This is a genomic window from Streptomyces albofaciens JCM 4342, from assembly GCF_008634025.1.
Classification (GTDB): Bacteria; Actinomycetota; Actinomycetes; order Streptomycetales; family Streptomycetaceae; genus Streptomyces; species Streptomyces albofaciens.
In genome coordinates this window covers 4,446,125-4,470,569 of sequence record NZ_PDCM01000001.1, presented here as the reverse complement: position 1 = coordinate 4,470,569, position 24,445 = coordinate 4,446,125, and the positions used below count along the sequence as shown (strand labels likewise).

22 protein-coding genes are annotated in these 24,445 nt (G+C 71.9%); 11 read left to right on the top strand and 11 right to left on the bottom strand.

Going from position 1 to position 24,445, the window contains the following annotated elements:
• Nucleotides 1–5: 5 nt before the first annotated feature.
• The 8 genes from CP973_RS19820 to CP973_RS19785 form a co-directional block, all read right to left on the bottom strand.
• A complete protein-coding gene (locus tag CP973_RS19820; RefSeq protein ID WP_150242552.1) occupies nucleotides 6–1,268 on the bottom strand; it encodes a DegT/DnrJ/EryC1/StrS family aminotransferase in 1,263 nt (420 codons plus the stop codon).
• 353 nt (nucleotides 1,269–1,621) lie between these two features.
• Nucleotides 1,622–3,223 (bottom strand): amidase family protein, encoded by a 1,602-nt coding sequence (locus tag CP973_RS19815; protein WP_150242550.1) that lies wholly within the window; start codon nucleotides 3,221–3,223, stop codon nucleotides 1,622–1,624.
• 142 nt (nucleotides 3,224–3,365) lie between these two features.
• Entirely contained in the window at nucleotides 3,366–4,193 is an 828-nt protein-coding gene (locus CP973_RS19810; RefSeq protein WP_167538383.1) for a S1 family peptidase, read from the bottom strand.
• A gap of 220 nt (nucleotides 4,194–4,413) precedes the next feature.
• Complete coding sequence (thrS, locus tag CP973_RS19805; RefSeq protein ID WP_341874828.1) at nucleotides 4,414–5,703, bottom strand: threonine--tRNA ligase; 1,290 nt, start codon at nucleotides 5,701–5,703, stop codon at nucleotides 4,414–4,416.
• Between the two features lie 168 nt (nucleotides 5,704–5,871).
• Nucleotides 5,872–7,182, bottom strand: a complete 1,311-nt coding sequence (locus CP973_RS19800; protein ID WP_150242544.1) for a TolB family protein — start codon at nucleotides 7,180–7,182, stop codon at nucleotides 5,872–5,874.
• A gap of 188 nt (nucleotides 7,183–7,370) precedes the next feature.
• Nucleotides 7,371–8,297, bottom strand: a complete 927-nt coding sequence (locus CP973_RS19795; RefSeq protein WP_150242542.1) for a DUF4190 domain-containing protein — start codon at nucleotides 8,295–8,297, stop codon at nucleotides 7,371–7,373.
• A 70-nt stretch (nucleotides 8,298–8,367) separates the two neighbouring features.
• On the bottom strand, nucleotides 8,368–9,423 hold the full coding sequence (locus CP973_RS19790) for a hypothetical protein (protein WP_244409612.1): 1,056 nt from the start codon (nucleotides 9,421–9,423) through the stop codon (nucleotides 8,368–8,370).
• A gap of 157 nt (nucleotides 9,424–9,580) precedes the next feature.
• Entirely contained in the window at nucleotides 9,581–11,284 is a 1,704-nt protein-coding gene (locus CP973_RS19785; protein WP_150242540.1) for a M48 family metallopeptidase, read from the bottom strand.
• Between the two features lie 525 nt (nucleotides 11,285–11,809).
• Here CP973_RS19785 and CP973_RS19780 point away from each other — a divergent pair.
• The 3 genes from CP973_RS19780 to CP973_RS19770 all read left to right on the top strand — a co-directional run bounded on the left by CP973_RS19780 (nucleotide 11,810) and on the right by CP973_RS19770 (nucleotide 14,098).
• Complete coding sequence (locus tag CP973_RS19780; RefSeq protein WP_150242538.1) at nucleotides 11,810–12,148, top strand: LppU/SCO3897 family protein; 339 nt, start codon at nucleotides 11,810–11,812, stop codon at nucleotides 12,146–12,148.
• Nucleotides 12,149–12,291: 143 nt separating this feature from the next.
• Nucleotides 12,292–13,407 (top strand): M20 family metallopeptidase, encoded by a 1,116-nt coding sequence (locus CP973_RS19775; RefSeq protein WP_244409903.1) that lies wholly within the window; start codon nucleotides 12,292–12,294, stop codon nucleotides 13,405–13,407.
• A 220-nt stretch (nucleotides 13,408–13,627) separates the two neighbouring features.
• Nucleotides 13,628–14,098 carry a DIP1984 family protein gene (locus tag CP973_RS19770; protein WP_150242535.1) on the top strand — a complete coding sequence of 157 codons (471 nt, stop codon included), beginning with the start codon at nucleotides 13,628–13,630 and terminating at the stop codon, nucleotides 14,096–14,098.
• Nucleotides 14,099–14,454: 356 nt separating this feature from the next.
• On the opposite strand, the gene CP973_RS19765 is transcribed toward CP973_RS19770, so the two are convergent.
• Nucleotides 14,455–14,991 (bottom strand): DoxX family protein, encoded by a 537-nt coding sequence (locus tag CP973_RS19765; protein WP_150242533.1) that lies wholly within the window; start codon nucleotides 14,989–14,991, stop codon nucleotides 14,455–14,457.
• Between the two features lie 117 nt (nucleotides 14,992–15,108).
• Nucleotides 15,109–15,771, bottom strand: a complete 663-nt coding sequence (locus tag CP973_RS19760) for an SDR family oxidoreductase (RefSeq protein ID WP_244409611.1) — start codon at nucleotides 15,769–15,771, stop codon at nucleotides 15,109–15,111.
• Nucleotides 15,772–16,289: 518 nt separating this feature from the next.
• Between CP973_RS19760 and CP973_RS19755 the strand changes: the two genes are divergently transcribed.
• The 7 genes from CP973_RS19755 to CP973_RS19725 all read left to right on the top strand — a co-directional run bounded on the left by CP973_RS19755 (nucleotide 16,290) and on the right by CP973_RS19725 (nucleotide 22,441).
• Nucleotides 16,290–17,540 (top strand): ATP-grasp domain-containing protein, encoded by a 1,251-nt coding sequence (locus CP973_RS19755; protein ID WP_150242531.1) that lies wholly within the window; start codon nucleotides 16,290–16,292, stop codon nucleotides 17,538–17,540.
• Entirely contained in the window at nucleotides 17,533–18,609 is a 1,077-nt protein-coding gene (locus CP973_RS19750) for a threonine aldolase family protein (RefSeq protein ID WP_150242530.1), read from the top strand. The genes CP973_RS19755 and CP973_RS19750 overlap by 8 nt, the downstream gene beginning before the upstream one ends.
• Before the next feature lie 49 nt (nucleotides 18,610–18,658).
• Entirely contained in the window at nucleotides 18,659–19,333 is a 675-nt protein-coding gene (locus CP973_RS19745; protein WP_150242528.1) for a 7-cyano-7-deazaguanine synthase, read from the top strand.
• Between the two features lie 72 nt (nucleotides 19,334–19,405).
• Nucleotides 19,406–19,771, top strand: a complete 366-nt coding sequence (locus CP973_RS19740; RefSeq protein WP_150242526.1) for a 6-pyruvoyl trahydropterin synthase family protein — start codon at nucleotides 19,406–19,408, stop codon at nucleotides 19,769–19,771.
• Nucleotides 19,772–19,781: 10 nt separating this feature from the next.
• Nucleotides 19,782–20,516: a 7-carboxy-7-deazaguanine synthase QueE gene (locus tag CP973_RS19735; RefSeq protein ID WP_150242524.1), complete on the top strand. Its 735-nt coding sequence runs from the start codon at nucleotides 19,782–19,784 to the stop codon at nucleotides 20,514–20,516.
• A gap of 2 nt (nucleotides 20,517–20,518) precedes the next feature.
• Entirely contained in the window at nucleotides 20,519–21,106 is a 588-nt protein-coding gene (folE, locus tag CP973_RS19730; RefSeq protein WP_150243786.1) for a GTP cyclohydrolase I, read from the top strand.
• Nucleotides 21,107–21,211: 105 nt separating this feature from the next.
• The gene (locus CP973_RS19725; protein ID WP_150242521.1) at nucleotides 21,212–22,441 is read left to right on the top strand and encodes an MFS transporter; all 1,230 of its coding nucleotides are present in this window, start codon (nucleotides 21,212–21,214) and stop codon (nucleotides 22,439–22,441) included.
• Between the two features lie 29 nt (nucleotides 22,442–22,470).
• Here CP973_RS19725 and CP973_RS19720 read toward each other — a convergent pair whose 3' ends face one another.
• Nucleotides 22,471–23,031 (bottom strand): uridine kinase family protein, encoded by a 561-nt coding sequence (locus CP973_RS19720; RefSeq protein ID WP_150242519.1) that lies wholly within the window; start codon nucleotides 23,029–23,031, stop codon nucleotides 22,471–22,473.
• Nucleotides 23,032–23,237: 206 nt separating this feature from the next.
• Here CP973_RS19720 and CP973_RS40440 point away from each other — a divergent pair, with 206 nt between their 5' ends.
• A complete protein-coding gene (locus CP973_RS40440; RefSeq protein ID WP_208853219.1) occupies nucleotides 23,238–24,389 on the top strand; it encodes a hypothetical protein in 1,152 nt (383 codons plus the stop codon).
• Nucleotides 24,390–24,445: the final 56 nt, after the last annotated feature.

Sequence of the window (24,445 nt, the reverse complement as noted above, 5' to 3'; positions counted from 1 at the left end):
CGCCGCTACCGGCCGAGGTGCGCCGTGGCCGACGCCAGCGGGGCCGCGGCGCCGCCGTTCAGCTCGGCCAGCGACTCGTCCAGGGCGTCGACGAGGTAGTCCACCTGGGAGGGCGTGAGCCGGGGGTGGCAGGGCAGGTTGAGGTGCTGGTCGAACCACAGGCGTTCGGCGACCGGGCACTCGCCGCGCAGGTGGCCGCGGTGGCGCCACTCGGGCAGCAGGTGCTGCGGGAAGTAGCGCAGCTGGATCTCGACTCCCCTGCGGTCGAGACCCAGTACGAGCTGGTCGCGCAGTTCCTGGCGGTCGGCGAAGCAGGTGTAGAGGTGGTGGGCGTGCACGCTGTGCGCGGGCGCCGACTGGGCCCGCACGAACGGGTAGCGGGAGATCACCTCGTCCAGCCGGGCGGCGATCGCGCGCCGGGTGGCGCCGGTGGCCGCCAGCCGGCCGAGCTGGACCTGCCCGACGGCCGCGGCGGCCTCCGACATCGTCGCGTTCGTCCCGGCCCGGCGCAGCCGCCGTACGGAGTCGCTGTAGACGGGCGTGGCGTACTTCATCCACGGCAGGACGATCGGCTCGACCGTGTCGCTCAGGTCGGACCGGACGATCTCGGCGTCGATGTCGTTGGAGCGCAGCCGGTCCAGCCGTACGGCCCAGTCGTCCCGGTCGCAGGTGACCATGCCGCCCTCGCCGAGGGTGGTGATGTTCTTGGCGTTCTGGAAGCTGAAGGTGGCGATGTCGGCCAGGGCCCCGGGGGCCCGTCCCCGGTAACGGGCCCCCAGCGCGTGCGCGCAGTCCTCCAGGACGAGGAAGCCGTGCCGTCGGGCCAGCGCCATGATGGCGTCCATCTCGGCCGGGCAGCCGCCGTAGTGCACCAGCAGCAGGGCCTTGGTGCGCGGGGTGACCAGCGCTTCGACGGCGGACGCGTCGATGTTGAGGGTGTCCGGGTCGATGTCGCAGAACCGGACCCGTACGTCGTAGTCGAGCAGCGGCTGCACGGTCGCCTGATAGGTCTGCGGGGTGGCGATGACCTCGTCGCCGGGCTCCAGGTCGAGCATGCGGATGGCCAGCTCCAGGGCGACCGTTCCGCTGGTCACGGAGATCGCGTGCGTGCTGCCGACCGTCTCGGCGAAGGAGCGCTCGAAACGTTCCCGCCGGCCGCCCATCGACAGCGGCGTGTCCTCGTGGATGAGTTCCCTCAGTACGGACACCTCGGCCTCGGCCAAGATGCTGCCCCGCTTGCCCCAGGGCACGACATAGCTCCGGTCCATCAGATCCCCCAGCTCGTCTCGTGCACGGCGGTCGGTTGCCGCATTCCATGACAGTCGAGGGCCGGGGGTTAATGAAGGGTCAGCGGAGGTCAGTAAGGTCAGTTAGGTCAGAACGGCGGGCCGCTGCCGGGCGGGGACGGTCAGCGCGCGGAGCGGGCGTCTCGGGGTGGCCGACCTCCGCGCCTGCGGGGGAACTGACCGAGCGCTGACCGCTGACCGCGGGTGAGCGGAGCGGGCGGCGCGGAGGTGCCCGCCGGGGAGTGGCGGGCACGCGGGCGGAGTTGGCGCGCGGTCAGCGGCGTCCGGATCGCCGGCTTTGCCGCGGAGTTCGGCACACGGTCAGCGGCGCCGGATCACCGGCCGCCGCCACCCCCGGTCGTCGGCAGATAGCGCGGCGCCTTCCAGGCATCCAGCCGGTGCTCCACCGCGGCCCCCAGGGCCAGCAGCGCGGCGTCCTGATGGTTCCCGGCGGTCAGGAGCACGCCGACGGGCAGTTCGCCCACGGAGCCGGCCGGCACGGACAGTGACGGGTAACCGGCCACGGCCGCGGGCGTGGAGGACGGGATCACGTCGTTGTCACCCCGCGCGCAGTCGGTCGTCCAGGCGGGCGGGTTCGTGGGGGCGGCGATGGCGTCCAGCCGGTGTGCGGCCAGGGTCTCGTCGATGGAGCGCCGGGAGAGATCCTTCAGCTCGGCGCGCATCGCCCGGTACTTGGGGTCCGTGGTGGGCGGCGCGGCGAGCGCCTGCTCGAACAGCTCCTGGCCGGGGAAGCAGGTCCGCTCGGCCGGGTGGCTCCGGGTGAACTCGATGAGCCCGGCGAGGTCGCGGGGGCCCTCGCGGGTGGCGAGGTAGGCGTCGATGTCCCGGTGGAACTCGCTCAGCAGGGCCGGGAACTCCAGCTCGGCGAGGCGCTTCTGGTACGGCGGTGTCACCTCGACGACCTGGGCTCCCGCCGCGCGCAGCTTCGCCGCCGTACGGGTCATGACGGCGTCCACCTCGGGGCCGAGTTCCGGCAGCCGCCACAGCCCGATCCGCTTGCCGCGCAGCCCGCCGGCACTCCCGGTCCCGTCCCCGCCTTTGGAGGAGGCCCCGTACCGCGTGCTGTCGCCGCTGAGCGCCGCGAGGGTGAGCGCCACATCGGTCACGTTGCGGGCCATCGGCCCCGCGGTGTCCTGCTCGGCGGAGATCGGTACCACGCCGTCCCCGCTGACCACCCCGAGGCTGGGCTTGAGGCCGGCCACCCCGTTCATCCCGGCCGGGCACACGATCGAGCCGTCCGTCTCGGTGCCGATCGCCACCTGCGACAGCGACGCGGCGAGCGCGGCGGCCGAACCGGAGGACGAGCCGCACGGGTTGCGGTCCAGCACGTACGGGTTGCGGGTCTGCCCGCCGACCGCCGACCACCCCGATGTCGGCTTGGTGGAACGGAAGTTGGCCCACTCCGACAGATTGGTCTTGCCGAGGATCACCGCGCCGGCCTGGCGCAGCCGGGTCACCAGCGTGGCGTCTTGGGCCGGCGGCCTGCCGGCGAGTGCGAGCGAGCCCGCCGTCGAGAGCAGGCCGCGGGTGTTCACGTTGTCCTTGACCAGGACGGGGATGCCGTCCAGCGGCCCGAGCGTGTCGCCGCGCCGGTGCCGGGCGTCGCTGGCGGCGGCCTGGCGCAGGGCGGTCGGGTCGGTCCGCAGCACCGCGTTGATCTTCGGATCGACGGCCTCGATGCGGCGCAGATACGCGCGGGTCAGGGCGGCGGACGTCAGGGAACCGTCCTCCATGCGGTCCTGCAGCTCCGGAATCGTCACGGTGTCGAGATCGACTCCGAGCGCGGTGGCCGGACCGGCGGGCGGCGCAGCGCCGCCGCCCGGCACGGCGGCCTCCGCGCGCGGCTCCGGTATGCCCGTGACCAGAGAACCCGTGACCAGCACGGCCATCAGTGCGGCAATTCTCCTCTTCACCATGAGGGGTAGCGGACTACACGCCGCACACCCGGCGCAAGGGCCGGGGCACGTCCACACGCCTCACTCGTGCCACTGCGCTCGCCTCCGCCTTCTCCGTGGGCCCGGCGGAGCGAGCGCTCCGGCACAGCGTCGGTGTCCCGGATCAGCCGTCGCGGCTCACCGTCTTGTGGATCCAGCCCGCGTAGGCGGGCGCGCTGGTGTAGAGCCCCGGGCCCTCGCTGCATCGCACGCCCGGGGCGCCCGGGCCCGAGGTGACGCCGATGAGTTGCCAGCGTCCCTTCCGGTCCCGCCGGATCTGGGGGCCGCCCGAGTCACCGTGGCACGCCATGGCCTTCGGCACCTGGCTGACCGTGCACAGGCGGGTGCTGTTCGCGTAACCCGGCGCGCACTCGGAGACCGCCGCCCTGCGTGTGTCGAGTTCCTGGAGCCGGTTGGGGAAGACTCCCTTGGCGGGATCGGGGGCGGTGTCGTCGACGGTGCCGAAGCCCAGCAGCCGGGTCGGAGTGCCGGGCCGCCCCGGGGTGCCGGCGATGCGAATGGGCTTCTCGGAGACCGCGCGGTCCAGGCGGATCAGAGCGATGTCGTCGCGGTTGGCAACGATGTTCTCGCCGTTCTTGTAGCCCGGGTGGGACACCGTCTGCGCGATGGACCGCACCGTGCCCCCGGACCTCTTCCACTCGCTGCCGATCCGGACGGTGCCGTCCAGCGTGACGAGCCTCGGGTCCACGCAGTGCGCCGCGGTGAGCACCCACTTCGCGTCGATCAGCGATCCCCCGCAGACCCCCTGGAAAGTGGGGTCGTCCACACCCGTCACCGGGATCGACACCATGAACGGGTAGCGCTGCGTGGAATTCCCGCCGTTGACGATGGCTTCGGCGCTGCCGGACATCATGGCGGCGCACGCCGCGCCCGCCAGGGCCACCGCGGCGGTGCGCGCCACCGTGCGGCGTGAGGACTTCAGGCTGAACACTGGTTCTCCGATCGGACGAGCGTCTGCGACACGCTCAGCCTCCGCCATCAAGGGGAAGTGATCCATCCGGTTGTCAGGCCTGTCCGGGGTTCGGTCAGCGACCCGTCCGGGGTAGGGAAAACCCCCGGTCGTCGCGCTGGACGGGCTGCCTCCCGCCCACCGGACCTGTCCCGGGCGGGCCGGGTGGCGGCACCGCTGACCGGCCCGCCCGGAACACGCCCTACCAGGTGTCCACGTCACCGCACTCCCACAGTTCGGTACGGTGCGCGGCCACCAGGGCGCCGATGCGGCGCAGCGCGGCGTCGGCGGGCCGCGGGTCGAGCCGACGGCCGTCGCGCAGGCGCAGGGCCACATGGCCGTCGGCGGCCTCCTTGGCGCCGACGACGGCTTGGTACGGGACGAGGCGGGCCTCCCGGATGCGGGCGCCCAGGCTGCCGCGTTCCGGCCCGGCGAGCCGGGCGCGCAGCCCGAGGCGGGCGCAGCGCTCGGCGACGGCCTCGGCCCCGCCCACCTCGCTCTCGGAGACCGGCAGGATCACCAGCTGGGTGGGCGCGAGCCAGGCGGGGAAGGCGCCGCCGTGCTCCTCGACGAGGTGGGCGACGGCGCGCTCCACGCTGCCGATGATGCTGCGGTGGACCATGACCGGGCGGTGCCGGGCGCCGTCCGGGCCGATGTAGTGCAGGTCGAACCGTTCGGGCTGGTGGAAGTCGACCTGGACGGTGGAGAGGGTCGACTCCCGTCCGGCGCTGTCGGTCACCTGGACGTCGATCTTCGGCCCGTAGAACGCCGCCTCCCCCTCGCCCTCCTCGTAGGGCAGGCCGGAGCGGTCGAGGACCTCGGTCAGCAGGGCGGTGGACCGCTCCCACAACGCGGGCGCGGCGACGTACTTGCCGCCCGGGCCCGGCAGCGAGAGCCGGTACCGGGACGCCCGGATGCCGAGCGCCTCATAGGCCCGCCGGATCATGCCGAGGGCGGCCCGCGCCTCCTCGGCGACCTGGTCCAGGGTGCAGAAGATGTGCGCGTCGTTGAGCTGGATCGCCCGTACGCGGCTCAGCCCGCCGAGCACCCCGGACAGCTCGGCGCGGTACATGCCGCCCAGTTCGGCCATCCGCAGGGGCAGTTCGCGGTAACTGTGGGCGCGGGAGCGGTAGATCACCGCGTGGTGCGGGCACAGGCTCGGGCGCAGCACCACCTGCTCGCCGCCGAGGTCCATCGGGGGGAACATGTCCTTGTGGTAGTGCGACCAGTGGCCGGACCGCTCGTACAGCTCGCGTTTGCCGAGCACCGGCGAGTACACGTGCTGGTAGCCCGCCCGGCGTTCGGCGTCGCGGATGTACTCCTCCAGGGTGTGCCGTACGGTCGCGCCGTCGGGCAGCCAGTACGGCAGTCCGGAGCCGATCAGCGGGTCGCTGCCGAACAGGCCGAGTTCGCGGCCGAGCCTGCGGTGGTCGTACATGGTGGTCTCCTCGCGTGCGAGGGCGGGTGACCGGACGGCGAAGCCCCGGGGCACCCGCCCCGGGGCTTCGACTGGATCATGCGTCAGCGCGCCGGGACCGCCTCCGGCGTCGTCGTCATTCCGGCGCGCTTCATGCGGCTGACCGTAGCGGACGGGCCCCTGCGGGCGGTACGGGTTTTCCCGCGGCCGCCGTGGCCCGCCGCCCCGGGGGCGGGGCGGCCGTCAGCGCAGCCGCCGTACGAAGACGTCGCTCGCCCCGTTGGTGTCGCCCGGCACCAGATCGGCGCCGGCGCCGGTGAACGCCACCAGCCGGCCGCGGCGGTCGGGCGACACCCCGTGGGCCCCCTCGGCGGGCGGCGCGCCGTCCGGTGTCGAGGCGAGCCGGGTGACCCGGCCGCTGCGCAGGTCGCGGGCGAACACGTCCCAGGTGCCGTTGGTGTCGTCCGGTACCAGGTCGGGGGCGTTGGTGGTGAAGAAGGCGGTCCGGTTGTCGGCGCTGACGCCCGCGCCCGTCACACTGCCCGTCGGGCGGCCGCCGTCCGGCCGCGCGGCCAGCCGTGCGTACGCGCCCGTGCGCAGGTCACGGGAGTAGAAGCCCCACCACCCGGACTCGTCGCCCGGCAGCAGCGCGTCGCTGGTGTCGAAGAGGAGGTACCGGCCGTCCGGCGAGAAGTGCAGGCCGTACTGGACGCGGGCCGGGATGCCGTTCAAGTTGTAAGCGCCCGCCCTGGTCCCGCCGGTCCGCAGGTCGTGCACGCCGAACGTCACGTACGGCGGCCGCGGCCTGGCGATGCCCGGCGCGCCCTGCGGCCAGGGGAACAGGTTCCTCGCCTCGGTCGTGAAGGCCACCTGCCGCCCGTCGGCGCTGATGACGGCGTTGTCGGAGGCCGCGTCGGCCTGTGTGCCGTCACTGGCGACGCTGACGCGCCGCGTGGCCCCGGTCCGCCGGTCGCGGACGAAGACGTCCGCCCGGCCGTTGGTGTCCCTGGGCACCAGGTCGTCGCGGAGCGAGGTGAAGGCGAGGAAGCGCCCGTCGGCGCTGATCGAGGGCAGGAAGCTGCGCCCGGCGCCCGGGTCGCCGTCGTGCCGGGTGATCAGCTCGGTGGTGCCCTTCCGGCGGTCGCGGAGGAAGACGTCCATGCCGCCGCCGGAGTCGCTCGGGTCGAGGGTGTGCGACGGCGAGTCGAAGGCGACGTACCGGCCGTCGGCGCTCACCGTGTGCGCGTAACCGGGTTCGTATCCCGGCGAGCCGTCCGGGTTCGCGCTGACGAGGTCCACCCGCCCGGTGCGCAGGTCCTTGGCGTACAGCTGGATGCCGGTCCCCTCGGGCGTGCCCGGTACGAGGTTGCGGGCCCGGCTGGTGAAGACGACGACGCGTCCGTTCGCGCTGAGCACGGCGCCGGAGGAGTCACCGTCGGCCTGGGCTCCGGCGGCGCTGACGCTGACCCGCTGCACGCTCCGCCCGGCCGTACCGGTGCCCGTGCCGAGGGCGGACGCGGCGGGCAGCGTCGTGACCCAGACCGTTGCCAGCACCGCCGGAACAGTGGTCCATCGCCGCACGATTCACTCCCCAGCCCCATGGACACCGGACGGAACAGCGCCAGCCAACTGCACCGCGGCATCCCGGACAACGGCGGAACCGGCCATGCCGCGGCCCGTGCCGGTCGTTCCGGTACGGGCCGGGCGGGCCTGGCGGGTCCGGCAGGCCAGGCAGACCCGGGTCAACTCCCCAGGCCGGTGGGGCCGCTCCAGTAGGAGTAGTCGGAACGCTCCAGATTGGGGCTGAATTCGACCTCTATCTTGTCGGCGGCTTTCGGCGGCAGGGAGAAGTGGTACCGGCCGACGACCGTCTGGCCCGGCTCGACGTATCCGGTGATGAGCTTCTGCCGGCCGCTGCTGTCGATCACCAGTTCCGCCTGGGCCCCGTCGGCGTCCTTGACGTGGGGCAGGCCCGCGTCCGTCGCGGCCCGCCGGGTCCCGGTGTTGACGACCGTGACCGTCACCTCGATCGCCTTGTTGCCCTTGGCGTGCCCGAACACCACGCGTCCGGGGGTGTGCCGCTCCGGCTTGGCGACGGTGACCTTCAGTCCGTCCGGGAAGGAGTACGTCCCGCCGAACGCCAGATGGCGGGCCTTCTCCTCCCGCTCGGCCTTCTCCGCTTCCTGCCGGGCCTTCTCCCGCTCCGCCTCCACGGAGGCCTCCACCTTCTTGACCTGCGCACGCGTGTCGTCGACGGCCTTCTTCGCCAGCACGGCGACGAAGATCCCGCAGGCGATCGAGGCCACCAGGCCGAGGGCGCCCAGGACCGTGCCGACCGTCGCCATCGTCCCGTTCGTCGCCAGGCCCTTGCGGTGACGGCGCATCCCGATGATGCCGAAGATCACGGCCAGCAGGCCCGGCAGCCAGGTCATCCAGAACAGGAAGACGAACACGCCGAGCACCAGGCTGACGATGCCGAGCACCAGGGCCGTGATGCCCATGCCGTTGCGCGGCGGCCGGGCCGCCAGCAGCGGGTCCATCGGGTACGGCGACCAGGGGGCGGACGCCGGGTCCGGGGCCGGTCCGGGCGACGGGGGACGCCACGGGTCGCGGGCCTCGGCCGCCGGCTCCTCGGGCTTCGGGCCGTCCGGCGGAGGGGAGACGCTCATATGCAGTCCTCGCATTCAGATGGAAGAAGACAAACAATCGACATTGCCGGTCGTGCTGTTCGCGCCGTGATCAGGCCGGTGCCCGGCCGCTCACCGCGCCCCGCAGCGCCGCGTCCCGGATGCCGCAGAAGGCCTTCGCCGGGTCCTCGAAGTAGCGCCACGGCAGCGCGTCCACGCAGCCGTCCACGTCCCGGAACTGGATCATGGCCGCCTCGTACCGTTCCTGCCGGGTCAGGAAGTACGCCAGTAGATGGCGGGCCTCCGCGAGCCTCGGGTGGTCCGGCCGTGCCGCCGCGACATCCGCCAGCGCCGCGTCGGTCATGCCCCTGACCTCCGGCCAGCCGAACGCCTCGGACGGCGCGTCGTCGTGGTGGTGCTCGAACCAGGCGATCAGCCGGATGACCGACAGCAGGCTGCCGGGCGGCGCCGACGCCGCGGCCTGCCCGGCGAAGTCGCGGGCCGTCTCGGCGGAGCCGTGCCACTTCGCGCACCAGTACTGGAGCGCGTGTGCGTGGGCCTCGTAGTGGTACGGGGCGCGGGCGGTGACCTCGCTCCACAGCGCGAGCATCGCCTCGTGCGGGGCGTTCAGGCCCTTGTAGAGCGGGATCTCCTTGAGATACGGCGTGGGGTCGCCCGGCAGGGCCAGTTTCCGCGCCCGCTCGAAGTCCTCCCGGGCTTCCCCCAGCACCCGGAGGAACCCGGCGGCCTGCTCGCCGGTGACGTGCTCGGCAAAGGCTCCGGTCCGGATCTCCCAGGCCAACGCCACCTGCGCGGCGGCCCGTACGACCGCCGCGTCCGGGTCGTCCGGGCGCGCGGCCTGCCAGGCCCGCAGCCAGGCGTCGTCCCGGGCCGCCCGGTCGGCGACGACGTCCACCAGGTAGGAGCGGCGCTCCCAGTCCGTACCGGCGGCGGCGATCGCCTGGGCGGCGGGCTGCCATTCGCCCCGGGCGAGGGCCGCTTCCACGGCGTCCGCTTCGGGGTCCGGGAAGGACCGGTTCGTGTTCTGCTGCTCCCGCGGCACCAGGTCGGCACCGGCCGCCGCGGCGAGCTTCGACGTACGCCTGCGCTTCACCAGCCAGACGACGAGCGAGACCACGAGGATGGTCAGGGGGATGATTCCGTGCATGAAGTGGTGTGTTCCGTTCGGGGGTTGGGGGGTCGAAGTTCAGGGGTGCGCGCACAGCGGGGTGGTCGTGCGGCGGGGTGGTCGCGTGGCGGGGCGATGTGCGGGGGCGTGCAGGTGTCGGCGCGCCGGTCCCTCCGATGAGCGGAGGAAGCCGGTATCAGTGCGCGAGGAGAGCCCGTAGCGGCGCCGTGTCCGGATCGTCCGCGAGAGCCGCCCGCACGGCCGCCGCCAGCGGCTCCGTCAGGTCCCGCCCCGCCGGCAGCCGCAGCCGTGGCGGTGTGGACCAGGAGAGCGCCCAGCGGGCCCCGGCCGCTTCCACCAGGGCCAGCTCGGCCAGTGACCGCGAACCGTATTCCAGTGCCGGCCGCAGGAACTCGCGCGCCGCCCGGCCGCTCGCCCGCGCCGCCTCCGGCGACTTGGGCAAGTGGTCCGCGACCTGCCACAGCCGTCCCGCGTCGGTCGCGTCCAGCAGGGCCGCCAGGTCCCGCGCGGCACCGGTCGCGGTCGCGCCACCCGCGGAGTCCGCGGGCTCCCGGTCGTCCTGCGGCTGTGTACGCGCCGGCTTCGCGCCCGCCTCCGCCAGTGCCGTGCGCAGCGCCTCCGCGCCCGCCTCCGCCAGCGCGTGCGCCGCCCGGTGGATCAGCTCCGGCCAGTCGGCCCGCTCCATGGCCAGCGCCTCCGGCGTGAGGAGAACGCGTTCCACCTCGGCCAGCACCCGTCCGGCCTCGTGCAGCAACGCCAGCGCGGGCCGCGCCGGATCCGCCGCCCGGCCGTCGTCGGGCATCGCTTCGATCAGCCGGATCCGCTCGGCCACCGGCGGGTGCGAGTCGTACGGCGTGCCGTGGCCGGGACCCGGTTCGCCGCGCAACTCCGCCATGTCGGACCGCAGCTCCGGGTCGGCGAGCAGGTGCCGCAGGCCGCCGCAGACCTCACCGGGCGGCGGGAGCAGGGCCGCGCGGGTGCCCAGCGCGACGTACTCGTTCAGGTAGAAGTCGTGGACGGCGTCCAGCACCGCGATCTCGCGCAGCGCCGACGCGGTGGCGTCCCGGCCCGCGACGCGGGCGGCCACGCGGTCGGCGGCGAGTTCCTGCCCACGGCCGACGCTGCTCGTGGCGCGCAGATAGAACCGTGCGTACGCCTGGAACGGCCGGGCCATCGAGCCGTAACCGAACCCGGTCCGCCCGCCACCCCCCAGGTCGATGCTCCTGCCCTTGCGCACCGCCTCGCCGGCCGGCCGCCCCTGCCGCGCCCACGCCCGGTCCCTGAGCTTGCGCCGCGGCGCCTGGAAACCCTCGACCGTGCGCAGCACGCTGTCCCGGCCGCGCAGGGTGACACCGGCGAGCCGGGTGTCCGCGTTGCCGTAGTGGCCCAGCTCGTGGGCGATCACCGAATGCAGCTGCGGTTCGGTCAGGCCGATCAGCAGCGGCACCCCGAGGTACAGACGGCGGCGCCCCGGCAGCAGGCCCAGCAGCCGGGTGTCCTCGCGGACGGCCGCGTTGACCTCCTCGGTGAGGAGGATCGCGTCGGGGGCGCGGGTGCCGGTGCGCTCGGCGAGCGAGCGGACGGCGCGCCACAGCTCGGGCTGCTCATCGCCGGTGACGGCCAGGCCGTCCGTCTCGGGTGCGTCGTGTCCGTCCCCGCGCTTCCTGTTGCCGCCGGCCGTGCCGAGGGTGAAGACGCCGCGCAGGACCGGGAGGCCCAGCAGGACGCAGAGGACCGTGACCGTGAGCGCGGCCGCGGGCGACGCCCAGGCCCAGGCCGCGAGTCCGGCGCCGGTGAGCAGGGCCAGTACGGCGAGGGCGAGCACGTAGAAGCCGGCCAGCAGGACCAGTGCACGCAGCGCGCGCAGAGATGTGCCCACAGGGCAGAGTCCCCCCACAAACAGAAAAACGGAGCGAGAGGATCATATGTGCGATTTGAGTGACGCACGCACCCTTTTCCGTAGGCGGACGGCGGGCCGGGCGGACGAGGCATGCCAGGGTCATGCCAAGGCGCGGACGGCCGCGGGCTAATCTGCGGTGATCGACTTTCCGGTCGGCGTGCCCGGCACGCGCGTCTCCACCCAACGAGGGAACCCTTCATGACCACGCCTCCCCCACCGCACCACGGCGGCTACCCCCCGTACGGCCACCCCGCACAACCGCCGCAGGGTCCGCCGCCGCAGGGCCAGCCGTACGCGCAGGCGCCGTATCAACAGCCCCCGCAGCCGCAGCCGCCGTACGGCCAAGCGCCGTACGGCCAGGTACCCAACGGCCAAGCACCGTACGGCCATGCACCGTACGGCCAGATGCCCAACCACCAGGCGCCCGACATTCAGAGGCCCAACGTTCAGGCGCCCAACGGCCCCGGTGGGCGTCCGCCGCGGCAGGTGCGTATCCCCGGGATCGTGCGGGCGCTCATCGTTCTGCTGATCTTCGGTGGGATCGGTGCGTGGGTGGTGCTGCACCAGGACGAGTACAACGCCGAGAGCAGGAAGCGGCCCAAGGCCGACCCGCAGAGCGTCTCGGCCGCGAAGGTCGGCGACTGTCTCCAGCAGACGGGCGGTACGGACCGGGAACCGGAGCTGAAGATCATCGACTGTGGCAAGCCGGCGGCCAAGTACAAGGTGGCCAAGGTCGGCGCGGGCACCGGCTGCGAGCCCGGACAGGCCTACTACCGGATGCTCGGCAAGCACGACCGCGAACTCATGAGCCTGTGCATGACGCACATCGACGCCAACCGGTGACCTCGTACGCTCATGCCATGACGCTGCGCAAGCCCATCGGGAGCCACTCCAGCCCCGACACCGACGTCGTCGACACGGACGCCGACTCCACCATCGACGCCGTCACCGATGTCGACACCGGCTTCACCATCGACACCGACGCGATGCTCGCCGACCTGAGAACGCTCGTCGAGACCGAGTCCCCGTCACGCGACCTCGACGCCCTGGCGGCATCGGCACGCGCGGTCGCCGCCGTTCTCGAAAACCGCCTCGGCGGGCGGGCCACCCTCATCGGGAGCGAAGCCGGACCGCACGTCCACTGGTCGGGCGGCGGCGACCCGAAGGTATTGCTCCTGGGCCATCACGACACGGTCTTTCCGCTCGGCACCCTGGCCCGCCGCCCGTTCGGAACGGAGCACGGGCGGGCGACCGGGCCCGGCGTCTTCGACATGCTGGGCGGCCTGGTCCAGGCGATCCACGCCGTGGCGTCGCTCGACGACCGGTCGGGCGTCGAATTCCTGGTGACCGCCGACGAGGAGGTCGGCTCCCACTCCTCCCGCGGCCTCATCGAGGAGCGGGCCCGGGCCTGCGGCGCGGTCCTCGTCATGGAGGGCGCCGGTGACGGCGGAGCCCTGAAGACCGCCCGGAAGGGCTGCGGCACCTTCCACGTCACCGTCACGGGCCGGGCCTCGCACGCGGGCCTGGAGCCCGCGGCAGGCGTCAACGCCCTGGTCGAAGCGGCCCACCAGGTGCTGGACATCGCGGCGCTCGGCCGCCCCGGCATCGGTACGACGGTCACCCCCACCGTCGCGTCCGCCGGCACCCTGGACAACGTCGTCCCCGCGGAAGCGACCATCACCGTGGACGTACGGGTCGAGACGGCCGACGAGAAGGAGCGCGTCGAGACGGCCTTCGCGGCGCTGTCGCCCCACCTGGACGAAGCGGAGATCACCGTACGAGGCGGAATCGGCCGCCCACCGATGCCCGAATCCGCCTCGGCCGGACTCTTCGCGCTCGCACAGCGGTTGTCCCCCGGCATCGAAGGAGTGGCGGTCGGCGGCGGCAGCGACGGCAACTTCACGGCCGCTCTGGGCATACCGACACTCGACGGCCTCGGCGCGGTGGGCGGCGGCGCCCACGCCGACCACGAGTACGTGCTGATCGAGTCCATGGCCGGGCGGGCGCGCCTGGTCGCGGAACTGGTGCGGGCGATCCGCTCCACACGCGGCGACCACGATCAGGGCGGTCCGTACCAGGACGGTCCGTACCAGGGCGCCTGACCGAGGGCCACACGCCGCGCTTCGGCTGCGGCTTCGCCGGCGGTACGTGGGAACGCGACGAGCCGATCACCAATCAGACCCTGTGCGCCCGCAGCGTCCCCACCACCGTTTGCGCCCCGCCGGCAGCCACTGCTTGAGCACGTCGAAAAACCAGGTGCGAACGGGCACATTTGCCTTCGTATACTCGTGCGGACGCTCAGCTGCACAGAGGAGGTGGACAGTGAAGCTTGCCGAAGCACTGGCGGAACGCGCGGAGGCGACGCGGCGTGTGGAACAGCTGCGTGCGCGCGTCGTCAGCAGCGCGCGGTACCAGGAAGGCGAAACGCCCGCCGAGGACGCGGCCGAACTCCTGGCCGAGGCGGACGAGGTGCTGGCCACCCTGGAGACGCTGATCCGGCGCATCAACCGCACCAACGCCGCCGTGGACATGGGCCGGCACGGCACGCTCACCGACGCGCTCGCGCGCCGGGACGTGCTGCGGCTGCGTCATTCGATGGTCACCTCGGCCGCGGACGCGGCGGCGGGGACGGGCGAGCGCGGGTACGGGCGGCAGCTCCGGTCCGAGCTGATGATGCTGCCCGCGCTGCCGGTCGCGGAACTGCGGCGGCAGGCGGACCTCATCGCGCGGGAGATCCGGGAGATCGACGTGGCGATCCAGCGGACGAACTGGGAGGTCGATCTGCTGGACTGAGCAGGTGGTCGGCAGCGGATGCCGAATGTGGAGCAGGTAGCCGTCACGGAGGCGTGCACACACCGAGAGCCGGCGGTCTTCCGGTTCACTCCTGGTGCGTGGAGAGCAACGCCGGGGTTCGATTCCCCGCTGACCGTGCAGCTCAGCATCGCGTACAGGTAAGGGTGCACACCGCACAGCACATCACCACGTGCAGATCCGGGGCGGCGAGGGCGGGTTCGGGGTTTCCACATCGGTTCGTACGGGTGGGTGTGCGTGGATGTGCCGTACGCGGATGGCGTGCCGCGCTGGGCTACCGCACGTGCCGGGGCGCCCCTTTCCCACCCGGTGCGCCCCCTCCCGCCGGGTCCCCCCGTTCACTCCCCCGCCGCGCTCCCCTGCTCGCCCTGCCGCACCCTCCGGTTACGCGCCCCCACCACCAGCCCCGTGGCCACGCCCGTCGCCGCGAGTGCTGCCGGGGCCATCCAGCCGCGGTTGAAGATGTGGCCGAGGGCGTGGTCGAGGGAGAGCCTGCCGGGGCCCGCGATGCCGAGGCCGGTGGCTGTCAGGCCCAGGTAGGCCGGGTGTTCGTAGCCGCCGTCCTGCGCGAAGAAGCCGTTGGGCCGGTGTACGGCGGCGGCACCCGCCATCGCTCCCGCGGCGGCCGCACCGGCGGCGGGGGTCGCCAGGCCCAGGGCCAGCAGTACGCCGCTGCCGACTTCGGTGAGCCCCGCGAGCGTCGCGCTCGCCTTGCCCGGCGCGTAGCCGACGGACTCCATGAACTGGCCGGTTCCCTCGATTCCGCCGCCGCCGAACCAGCCGAACAGCTTCTGCGCGCCGTGTGCGGCCAGCACGCCGCCGGCGCCCGCCCGGAGCAGCAGCAGGCCGAGATCTCGTCGGTCGAAACAGGTCACGGTGACTCCCGGAGCAGCTGGCAGGGTCGGTCCCCTCCGCGTGCCCATCGTCGCTCCCCCGACGCGTCGCGGCCTCGCACACTCGGCCATTCAGGTGAGGGGCCGAGGCGGGCTGGGTCACCCGGCTCCCCAGCCGCCGTCCAGCGGTACGGATGCACCGTTGACGTAGCCGGCGTGCGGCGAGCACAGCCAGAGCGCGGCCGCGGCGACCTCTTCGGGCTCCAGTAGGCGCTTGATCGGTGACCGGGCCAGCAGCACGTCGTTGAGGACGTCCGCGGCGTCGATTCCGTGCGCGGCGGCCTGGTCGCGGATCTGCTGCTCGACCAACGGCGTACGGACGTAGCCGGGGTTGATGCAGTTGCTGGTCACGCCGTGCTCCGCGCCCTCGATGGCCGTGACCTTGCTCAGCCCCTCCAGGGCGTGCTTCGCGGTGACGTAGGCGGACTTGTAGGCGCTCGCCCGCCGCCCGTGGACGCTGGAGATGTTCACGACCCTGCCCCAGCCGTTGGCGTACATGTACGGCAGCGTGCGACGCAGCAGGAGGAACGGTGCGGTGACCATCACCTGCTGCATCAGCGCGAACCGCTCCGGCGGGAATGCGGTCAGCGGAGCCACGTGCTGGAATCCGGCGTTGTTGACGAGGATGTCGGCCTCGGCCGGCAGCAGTTCGATCGCGGCGGGATCGGCCAGGTCCACGACATGCGCCCGGCCGCCGATTTCCGCGGCGACGTCGATGGCGTCGGAGGGAAACGAGGTGCGGGCCGGCGTGGTGGGAATCATGGGTGAGAACGGTAAGGGCAGCACGGCTCGGTGCCTATGTGTGGTGGGTCACGGCCCGTGGTCCACGGTGGCGAGTTCGCGCCAGTGGCCGGGAACTCGCTGTCCGTACGGGCAGAACCGGGGGAACCCACCGTCCACGGAGACCGGATAAGTGGGACTAATAAGGTCTGGTGGCGCTGGGAAGGGTACGGATAGCGTGTTGCGTTTTGTTGTGATCCAAAGGATGTGCGGTCCAGGGGTCTGTGGTCCAGAGGATCTGTGTGCTTTCAGAGAATTGGTGTTCGCGCTCCGTCAGTAGGCCGGGAGCAGCGCGGGCCCGTCGTACGGCCGCCCATGGGTTACGTCTTCTTTCCCCCACGGGCCTCGCTGCGCCGGGCAGCGTGAACAGGACCGTCTTCCGGCAGGGTTGCCGACGCGCTCGCCCGCTACGGGGTTCTCCGCGCAAGCCACGTCCGGGCGGCTTCGGCGTGCGCGTGGTGCGCGTCCTCGGTGTCCGGTACGACAAAGGGGGATTCCGTATGTCCGGTGTCGTCGTCATCAATCCGGTGAAGTCCGGTGTCAAGTACAAGAAGGCGGTGCGGGCCAGAGGGCACCGGCTCATTTCGGTGTACTCCTTCAATGCGGAGCTGCTGGAGAAACGCTGGCCGTCCCATGCGGACGGCGACGACATCTCGCTCTACGCACGGGACCTCGAAAGCGTGCTGGACCAGCTGAAGCCGTACCGCGACGATGTCCGTGCGGTCCTTTCCGGCAATGATTCCTCCGTCGATCTGGCCGACCAGCTGGCCCATGTGCTCGGCCTCCCCGGGAACTGCGTGGAACTGGCCCGGGCCCGCAATCACAAGGACGTCATGCGCCGGGTCGCCGAGCAGGCGGGGCTGCGCATTCCCCGGTACCGGCTGGTCGGTTCGATCGCCGGCATTCCCGCCGCCGCTCGTGAGGTCGGGTTCCCGGCCATCGCGAAACACACCTCCGGCGGCGGCTCCCACGGCGCCGCGCTGCTGGCCGGCGAAGCGGCGCTGACCGGTCTCCACCGGCTGGAGACCTTCGACCACTTCCGCGAGCCGGTCCGCAGCTGGCTGGTGGAACAGTACGTCCGCGGCCGGGAGATCGCGGTCAACACCATGAGCTACGACGGGGAACACCACATCATCGATATGTGGTTCTACTCCCAGCCCGGCGACGCGGACTACGACTTCCCTTACTGGAACAACCTCCAGATCGGCCGGGACGACCCGGACTGGGACCGGGTGGCCGCCTTCACGCACGAGGTCCTGGACACCTTCGGCATCCGGATCGGGCCCGGCCACACGGAAGTGAAATGCAACGCGGACGGTGTGTTCCTGATCGAGGTGGCGGCGCGGCTGGGCGGTGGGCCGTTCACCGATCTCTGGCTGGCACACAGCGACTTCAACCCGTACTACGCCGATATCGACTGCCACATGGGCCGGCGCCCGGAGGCATGGGGCGAGGACATCGTGTTCGACGCCGCTTTCGGCGCGATCGCCGTCCGCAACGAAGGCGGTCCGGGAATCCTGCGTGAGATCAAAGGCCTGGACGCGTTCGCCGCCGGCCCGGGCGTGGAGAAGGTTCTGATCGCCTACGCGCCGGGTGACTGGGTCCCCACCACGGACAGTACGACCAATATCCCGCTGGGCGCCTGGGTCTGCGGCGCGACCCCGGCGCAGGTCCGGGAACGGCTGCACCACTTGCGCGAGGTGGTGGAGCTGGACATCGACCGGTCGGTGGACGGTTCCGTCCATGCTTGACTTCCGCAGCGACACCGTCACCCGGCCCGGTCCCGGAATGCTCGACGCCATGCTCAAGGCGGAAGTCGGCGACTGCGGTTACGGCGAGGACACGGCCACCAACGCGCTGGAGGCCTTCTGTGCCGAACTGCTCGGCATGGACGACGCGGTCTTTCTCAGCTCCGGCACCCTGAGCAACCAGGTGGCGCTGCGCCTGCACACCCGGCCGGGGGACGAGGTGATCCTCGACCAGTCGTACCACCTGAACACCTATGAGAGCGGATTCTGCGCCCAGTTCGCGCAGGTGGCCCTCAACACCATCGAATCGGGCGACGGCATCGTCACCGCGGACCGTATCGACGAGGCGCTCGACAAGAAACGCAGGCTGTGGTGGTGCGCGCCGCCCACGCTGCTCGGCCTGGAGAACACCGTCAACCACCACGCCGGAAAGGCGCTGACCCCCGGCCAGATCGCACGTCCGGCGGCGTACGCCCACAGCAAGGGCATGCGGGTCCATCTCGACGGCGCGCGCCTTTTCAACGCCTGTGCGGCCAAGGGAGTGCGGGCGACGGCGTTCACGGCCGAAGTCGACACCGTCTCCCTGTGTTTCTCGAAGGGGCTCGGGGCGCCTTACGGAAGCGTCCTCGCCGGCCGGGCCGACGTCATGGGCGAGGCCCGGCTGCATCGCAAGCTGTTCGGGGCGGAGGTCCGCCAGCCCGGTTTCATGGCGGCGGCGGCCCTGTACGGGCTCCGGCACAACGCCGGCCGGCTCGGCGTGGACCACCGGCTGGCGCGTTACCTCGCCGCCGGGCTCACCGCGCTCGGACTGCGGCTGACCACGGCACGCCCCGACACCAACATCATCGTGGTGGACACCCGGGAACTGCCCGTCGGTGCCCCCGCTCTCGCGGAGCGATTCCTGCGGCACGGCCTTCTCGTCAGCGTGCTGACGGAGCGATTCCTGCGCTTCGTGACCCACCTGGACGTCTCGCGCCCGGACGCCGACACCGCGCTTTGCATCGTCGCCGATGTGCTGCGGGCCCTGCGGAAGGAACCCGCCGCCGGGAGGAAAGGAGCCCTGACCCATTGAGCCCTGTTCATGTGACAGAGGTACCCACCCGAACGGAGGGGAGCGGACGGTGACGCCGACGAGAACGCTGGTGGTGCTGTCCGGGGGCATCGACTCCGTCGTCCTCGCGCACGCCTGCGCGGCCGAGGGCAGAGAGCTGTCGGCCATCGCCTTCGACTACGGACAACGCCACCGCAAGGAACTGCGGTACGCCGAGCGGGCCGCACGGAAGCTCGGCATCGAACTGGTCGTCGCCGACCTCGGCGGCTATTCCCGGCTGATGCGCGGCTTCTCCCTGACGGACGCCGAGGTCGCGGTCCCCGACGAGCACTACACACGTACGGGGAGCGTCAATGTCGTCCCGAACCGCAACCCGGTCTTCATGACGGTCGCCTACGCCCATGCCGTACTGACCGGGGCGCAGGAAATGTGTCTCGGATTCCTCGCCGAGGACGCCGCCACCGCACCCGACACTTCGCCGCGCTTCCTCACGGCGTTCAACGCGATGGAGGCACGGGCCGTTGCAGGGCTCGCCGATCCGCCGCCGCGGGTGACGGCCCCGCTGCTCACCCTGCGTAAGCCCGAGGTCCTGCGCCTTGGCGCCGGACTGGGCGTCGACTGGCGGGACACCTGGACCTGTTTCAAGGGCAATGAACTCCATTGCGGGACGTGCGCGTCCTGTCACGACCGCCGTCACGCCTTCACCGAGGCGGAGCTGACCGACCCGACCCGGTACGAGAGGTGAACACCGCTGCCGGTAAGAGCCGGGAGCACCCGGGAGAACCGGGCGGACACCGGAAAGGACGCGAACACCTCCATGTACGTGATCTCCAAGGAATTCCACTTCTCCGCGAGCCACCGGCTCGCCTCCCTGCCGCCGGGGCACCAGTGCGCCCGGATGCACGGCCACAACTATCAGGTGGTCCTCGAACTCCGCTGTGACGACACGGAGCTCACCGAGGCCGGATTCGTCCGTGACTTCGGTGAACTCGACGAGTTCAAGAAGTGGCTCGACGCCACCTTCGACCACCGCCACCTCAACGACGCCGTCCCGGGGATGAATCCGTCCGCCGAGAACCTGGCCTGGTGGGTGTATCACCAGTGGATCGGCCGGCTGCCCGAGCTGAGCTGTGTACGGGTGTCGGAGACGCCCCGTACCTGGGCCGCCTACCGTGGGAAATGAGCGCGGCGCGATGAGGACACGGGAAACGCGGTCGGAACGGAAGATCGTCGTCAATGAGATCTTCGGGCCGACGGTCCAGGGCGAGGGCCCGTCCATGGGGCGGAGCTGTTCCTTCGTCCGGCTCGGCGGGTGCAATCTGACGTGTACGTGGTGCGATACGCCGTACACCTGGGACTGGACCGGGCAGAGCGACGCGGGCACGGCGTACGACGCGAAGGCCGAATTGCATGCGATGCACGTCACGGATGTGGTGGAGCGGCTTCTGGCCACCCACGTCCGGCTCGTCGTCGTCTCCGGCGGCGAACCGCTCCAGCAGCAGCGCACCGTGGCCCGCCTCTGCCGTCTGCTGGGCGAGAGCGGGGTGTCCGTCGAGATCGAGACCAACGGCACCCTTTCCCCGTCGGACGAGTTGGTGGCGGCGCGGCCCCGTTTCAATGTCTCGCCCAAATTGCGGCACAGCGGTATGGGCCCGGAACGCACGGTGGTGCCGGAGGCGCTGCGCGCCCTGAACGCCACCCGCGGCGCCGTCTTCAAATTCGTCTGCCGGGACCTGGACGACCTCGGCGAGGTGGCGGACATCGTCGCGCGGCACGGCCTGGAATCCGTCTGGATCATGCCGGAGGGACAGGACCAGGAAACGCTGTCCGACCGGCTGGCCTTGCTCGCCGACGCCGTCGTGGCGCGGCGCTGGAACATCTCGACCCGTATCCATGTGCACGCATGGGGCAATCGCAGGGGGGTGTGACGATGAAAATCGTCCGGCAGGAACAGGAAACGGCCGAGGCGTCGGTCGATGTCGGACGGCTCGAAGAGCTGGCGCGGCAGATTCTCGTCGAGATCGGTGAGGACCCCACCCGTGCGGGGCTGCTCGAAACGCCACGGCGCTATGCCCGGTGGTGGAAGGAGTTCGTGGAGTACGACGCCGGGAAGGTGGACACTCTGTTCGAGAGCAGCACGCTGGGGCAGACGGTCATGGTCTCGGGCATGACCGTGTGGTCGTTGTGCGAACACCATCTGCTGCCGTTCAGCTGTGACCTGGCGGTGGCGTACAAATCCGGTGGGATGCTGCTCGGGCTGTCGAAGTTCGCCCGTATCGCGCACAAGCACGCACACAAATTGCAGGTGCAGGAACGCCTCGTGAGCGATATCGCGGACGAGATCGCCGACATCACCGGGACGGACGATCTGGCGGTGGTGGGACGGGGGGAACATCTCTGTATGACCATGCGGGGCATCCGCACGCCGTCGACCATGTCGTCCTCCGTTTTCCGCGGTGTGTTCGAGAAGTCGGAGCATGCCCGGGCGGAGATCTTCGCCCAGCTCGGCGCGAAGTGACGTGCGCAGTGACCTGCGCGGTGACGGTGGGCGGCCCGCGCCCCGACCGTGGCGGCACTGCCGTACGGCGGGCACCGGCGCACCGACGATCGAGGAGACCTCCTGTTGGCGACGGACCTGGCGCGCAAGTACCGGCTGCTCTTCGCGGTGCCCGGCCTCCGTCTGTCGGCGGTCGCCGCCCTGACCGGCAAGTTCCAGCCGGGCATGTATCCGGTGGCCCTGCTCGCCCTGGCGTCGGACCGTCTCGACTACAGCGACGCCACCCTGGTGGTCGCCGCCGCGTCGTTCGGCGCGATGACCACACCGCTGCGGGGCAGGCTGCTCGACCGGTATCCGTACACCGCGGTGCTGTGGCCGCTGCTCGTCCTGCACCTCGGCTCGCTGCTGCTGTTCGTCGCCGCGGCGCGGGCCCGCACCGGGACCGGCGTGCTGGTCTGCCTGTCCGTGCTGGCGTCCGTCAGCATGCCGCCCATCGGCACCCTCACCCGTGTGATGTGGCGGAAGGTGGTCCCGGATGACCTGCGGACGACCGCGCTGGCCCTGGACTCCGTCCTGGCGGACTTCGGTTTCATGGTCGGCCCGGTCGCGGCGGTCGCCCTGGCGCGCAGCATCACGCCGGACGCCGCACTGCTGGCCTGCGGGCTGCTGGTGGCCGTGGCGGTGCCGCTGGGCCTGCGCGGTGCCGGCGCCCGGGCCCCCAAGGAGGCGCCGCCGCGCAGGCATTGGGCAGGGCCGTTGTGCTCGTCGGCGCTGCGCCGGGTCTTCAGCGTCGCGTTCTGCTTCTTCCTCGGGGTGAACATCATGGAGGTCTCGCTGGCCTCCTACGGGCACAAGGGCGAGGTGACGCTGGCCGGCGGGGCGCTGCTGAGCCTCATCGCGATGGCCAGCATGGCGGGCGCCGCGCTGCTCGGCGGCCTGCCCGCCCGGGCCGCCCGGCGCCTGATGCGGCCCACCGTGCCACTGGGCGGAAACGCGGTGTGCCTCCTGCTCCTGGCGGCCGCGGGTTTCGTCCATCCTCTCCTCGTTCCGCCGGCCTGTCTGCCCGTCGGCTTCTGCCTGGGGCCGTGCTTCGCCTCCGTATACGGCACGGCCGCGGACCACGCGGGCAAGGGCGAGGAGGCCGAGACCCAGTCGTGGGTGGCCGCGGCGATGATGGCGGGCGGCGCGCTCGGCGCGGCAGTCGGCGGCTGGGCCCTGGCACACGGCGGGCTGACCGGGGCCCTGCTGCTGGCCTCGGCGGCCTGGGCGGCCGGTGCCGTCTGCGGAGCGCGCGTCCCGCGTCTGCGCCCGGCCGTGGAGGGTGCCCGCGTCCCCTCGGGGGCGTCGGCCGACTGAGGCGGCCGTCCGTACCGTACGGCCGTGTCTCACGCTCCGGGCACCAGTCCCATGGTGAGGACCGCCGACCAGATCTGCCGCGCCAGGGTCCCGGTCGGCAGGGTCCCGTCGAGTTCCAGGTCGCAGGCGTGGCGTGCGGGTTCGACGTGCCGGTCGTGGGCGTCGCGGCGGTGGCGGAGGTAGTTGCGCAGCAGGACGTCGAGGGGGAATCCGTCGCGCAGGCACTTGCGCTGGATCTTCCGTACCAGCCGGAGGTCGGCCGGAACGTCGACGAAGACATGGAAGCGCGCGCACGCCGCCTGGGGCACCAGGCGGCAGGCGAACAGACCGTCGAGGATGACCACCGAGTGGGCGGCCAGCGCCGCGTCCGTGTCGAGGGCCAGTCGCCCCATGTCCAACGACCGGGGATCGCCGAAGTCCAGGTGCGGTACGCCGTTCTCGTCGAGGAACCACACACCCCTGTCCGGTGTGCGGAAGTAGTAGTCGTCGGCGTGCAGCACCCGCACGGAGTCGCACGGTGTGGTGACCGCCAGTTCGGCCGCCAGCGTCGTCTTCCCCGCGCCGGAGCCCCCGGTCAGCGTCAGCAGCATGGTTCGTCCTCTCCCCTGACGGCAGGCCGAGGAGCACCCACGACGCGGCGGGCGGCGGGCGTCCGCCGCGCTTGATCCGTGCACGCCAAGACCTGCTTTAATGATCGCTCTTTGCCGAGACACCGCTGCCGGCGGCCGGCGCGCCCTGTGTTCGTTGCCGAGCCCCGGGCCGGCCCGGTCGAGGCGGCACCAACGGGGAGCTTCTTGTGACACGACGTGGAGTCCAGGCCGGGATCATGGTGGGAGCGGCACTCCTGCTCGCCGCCTGCGGGGGCGGTGCCGATACGGCCGGGGGCGCCGAGGCCGCAGGGGACGGGGGCGGCGCGTCCGGTGGTGAGGTGAAGAAGGCGTCACTGGCCCAGCCCGGCGCTCTGACGGCGGCCTTCTGCCACCCGGTCCCCAGCGGCGGTGACGGCGGCAAGGTGTACGGGCTCACGCTCCGCTCGTACTCCGCGAAGAACGGCGCGGTCGTCGCCGAGCGCAGCACCGTCCTGCCGCGCGGCGTGGAACCGACGGCCGTGTGCGCGAAGGCCGGTCCCGCCAAGGGGGCGGGCCTGGCGTTCAACAAGGACCTGACGCAGGTGGCGGGCATCGCCCGGGCCGGCACCGTGGACCGGGCCGCCGCCTTCGACCTGACCACGGGCAAGGAAGTCGCTCCGCCCGACCCGGACGCGTTCACCAAGCGCGCGAAGAACACCGACGCCGTCTTCCACCCGGTCACGGGCAGGCTCTGGTACAACGAGCAGCCCCACGGCTTCCGGTCGAGCGACCCGGTCGTCTCGCGCGACACGAAGGCGGGCGTCGCGAGCGAGCAGCGCGTTCCGTACGAGAAGATCCCGTCCCTCCTCAAGCAGGACGGGCCGACGGCGGCCACGGTCCTGGCCACGAGCGGAGTGCACGGACGTGCCGTTCCGTCCGGCGGGGTGGTGGCCACGGGCGCGCAGTCCGGGGGCGTCCGTCTGAAGCGGGTCGCGGACAAGGGCTGGTCCGGCGCGGACGCCTTCCTCACCGACCTGGAGACCAAGGGCCTGGGCGAGGACGGGCCCGACTGCGCCCCGTCGTTCTGGCGCGACGCCACCACCCTGGTCTGCGAGTTCAAGCAGATCACCGTCACCGCCGACTACAAGAAGGTGGTGAGGACCGAGGATCTGGTCCCGGAGAACGACCGGGTCGGCCTGCCGCCGGTGCCCTCCCCCGACGGCAAGGGCTTCGCGTTCCTCTCGAAGGGGGAGGGCGGGCAGTGGGCGCTGTTCCGCGGGAGCTTCACGGGCGGTGGCCGGCCGGTGAAGGTCGCGAACGTGGACCAGCCCCTCGACGGCGCGGACAAGCACCGTACGTCCCTGGTCCGCTGGAACTGACGGCCGCACGGCGCTCCCCGGAGGACCTCCGGGAAGCCGAAGGCCTGGGTCATGAC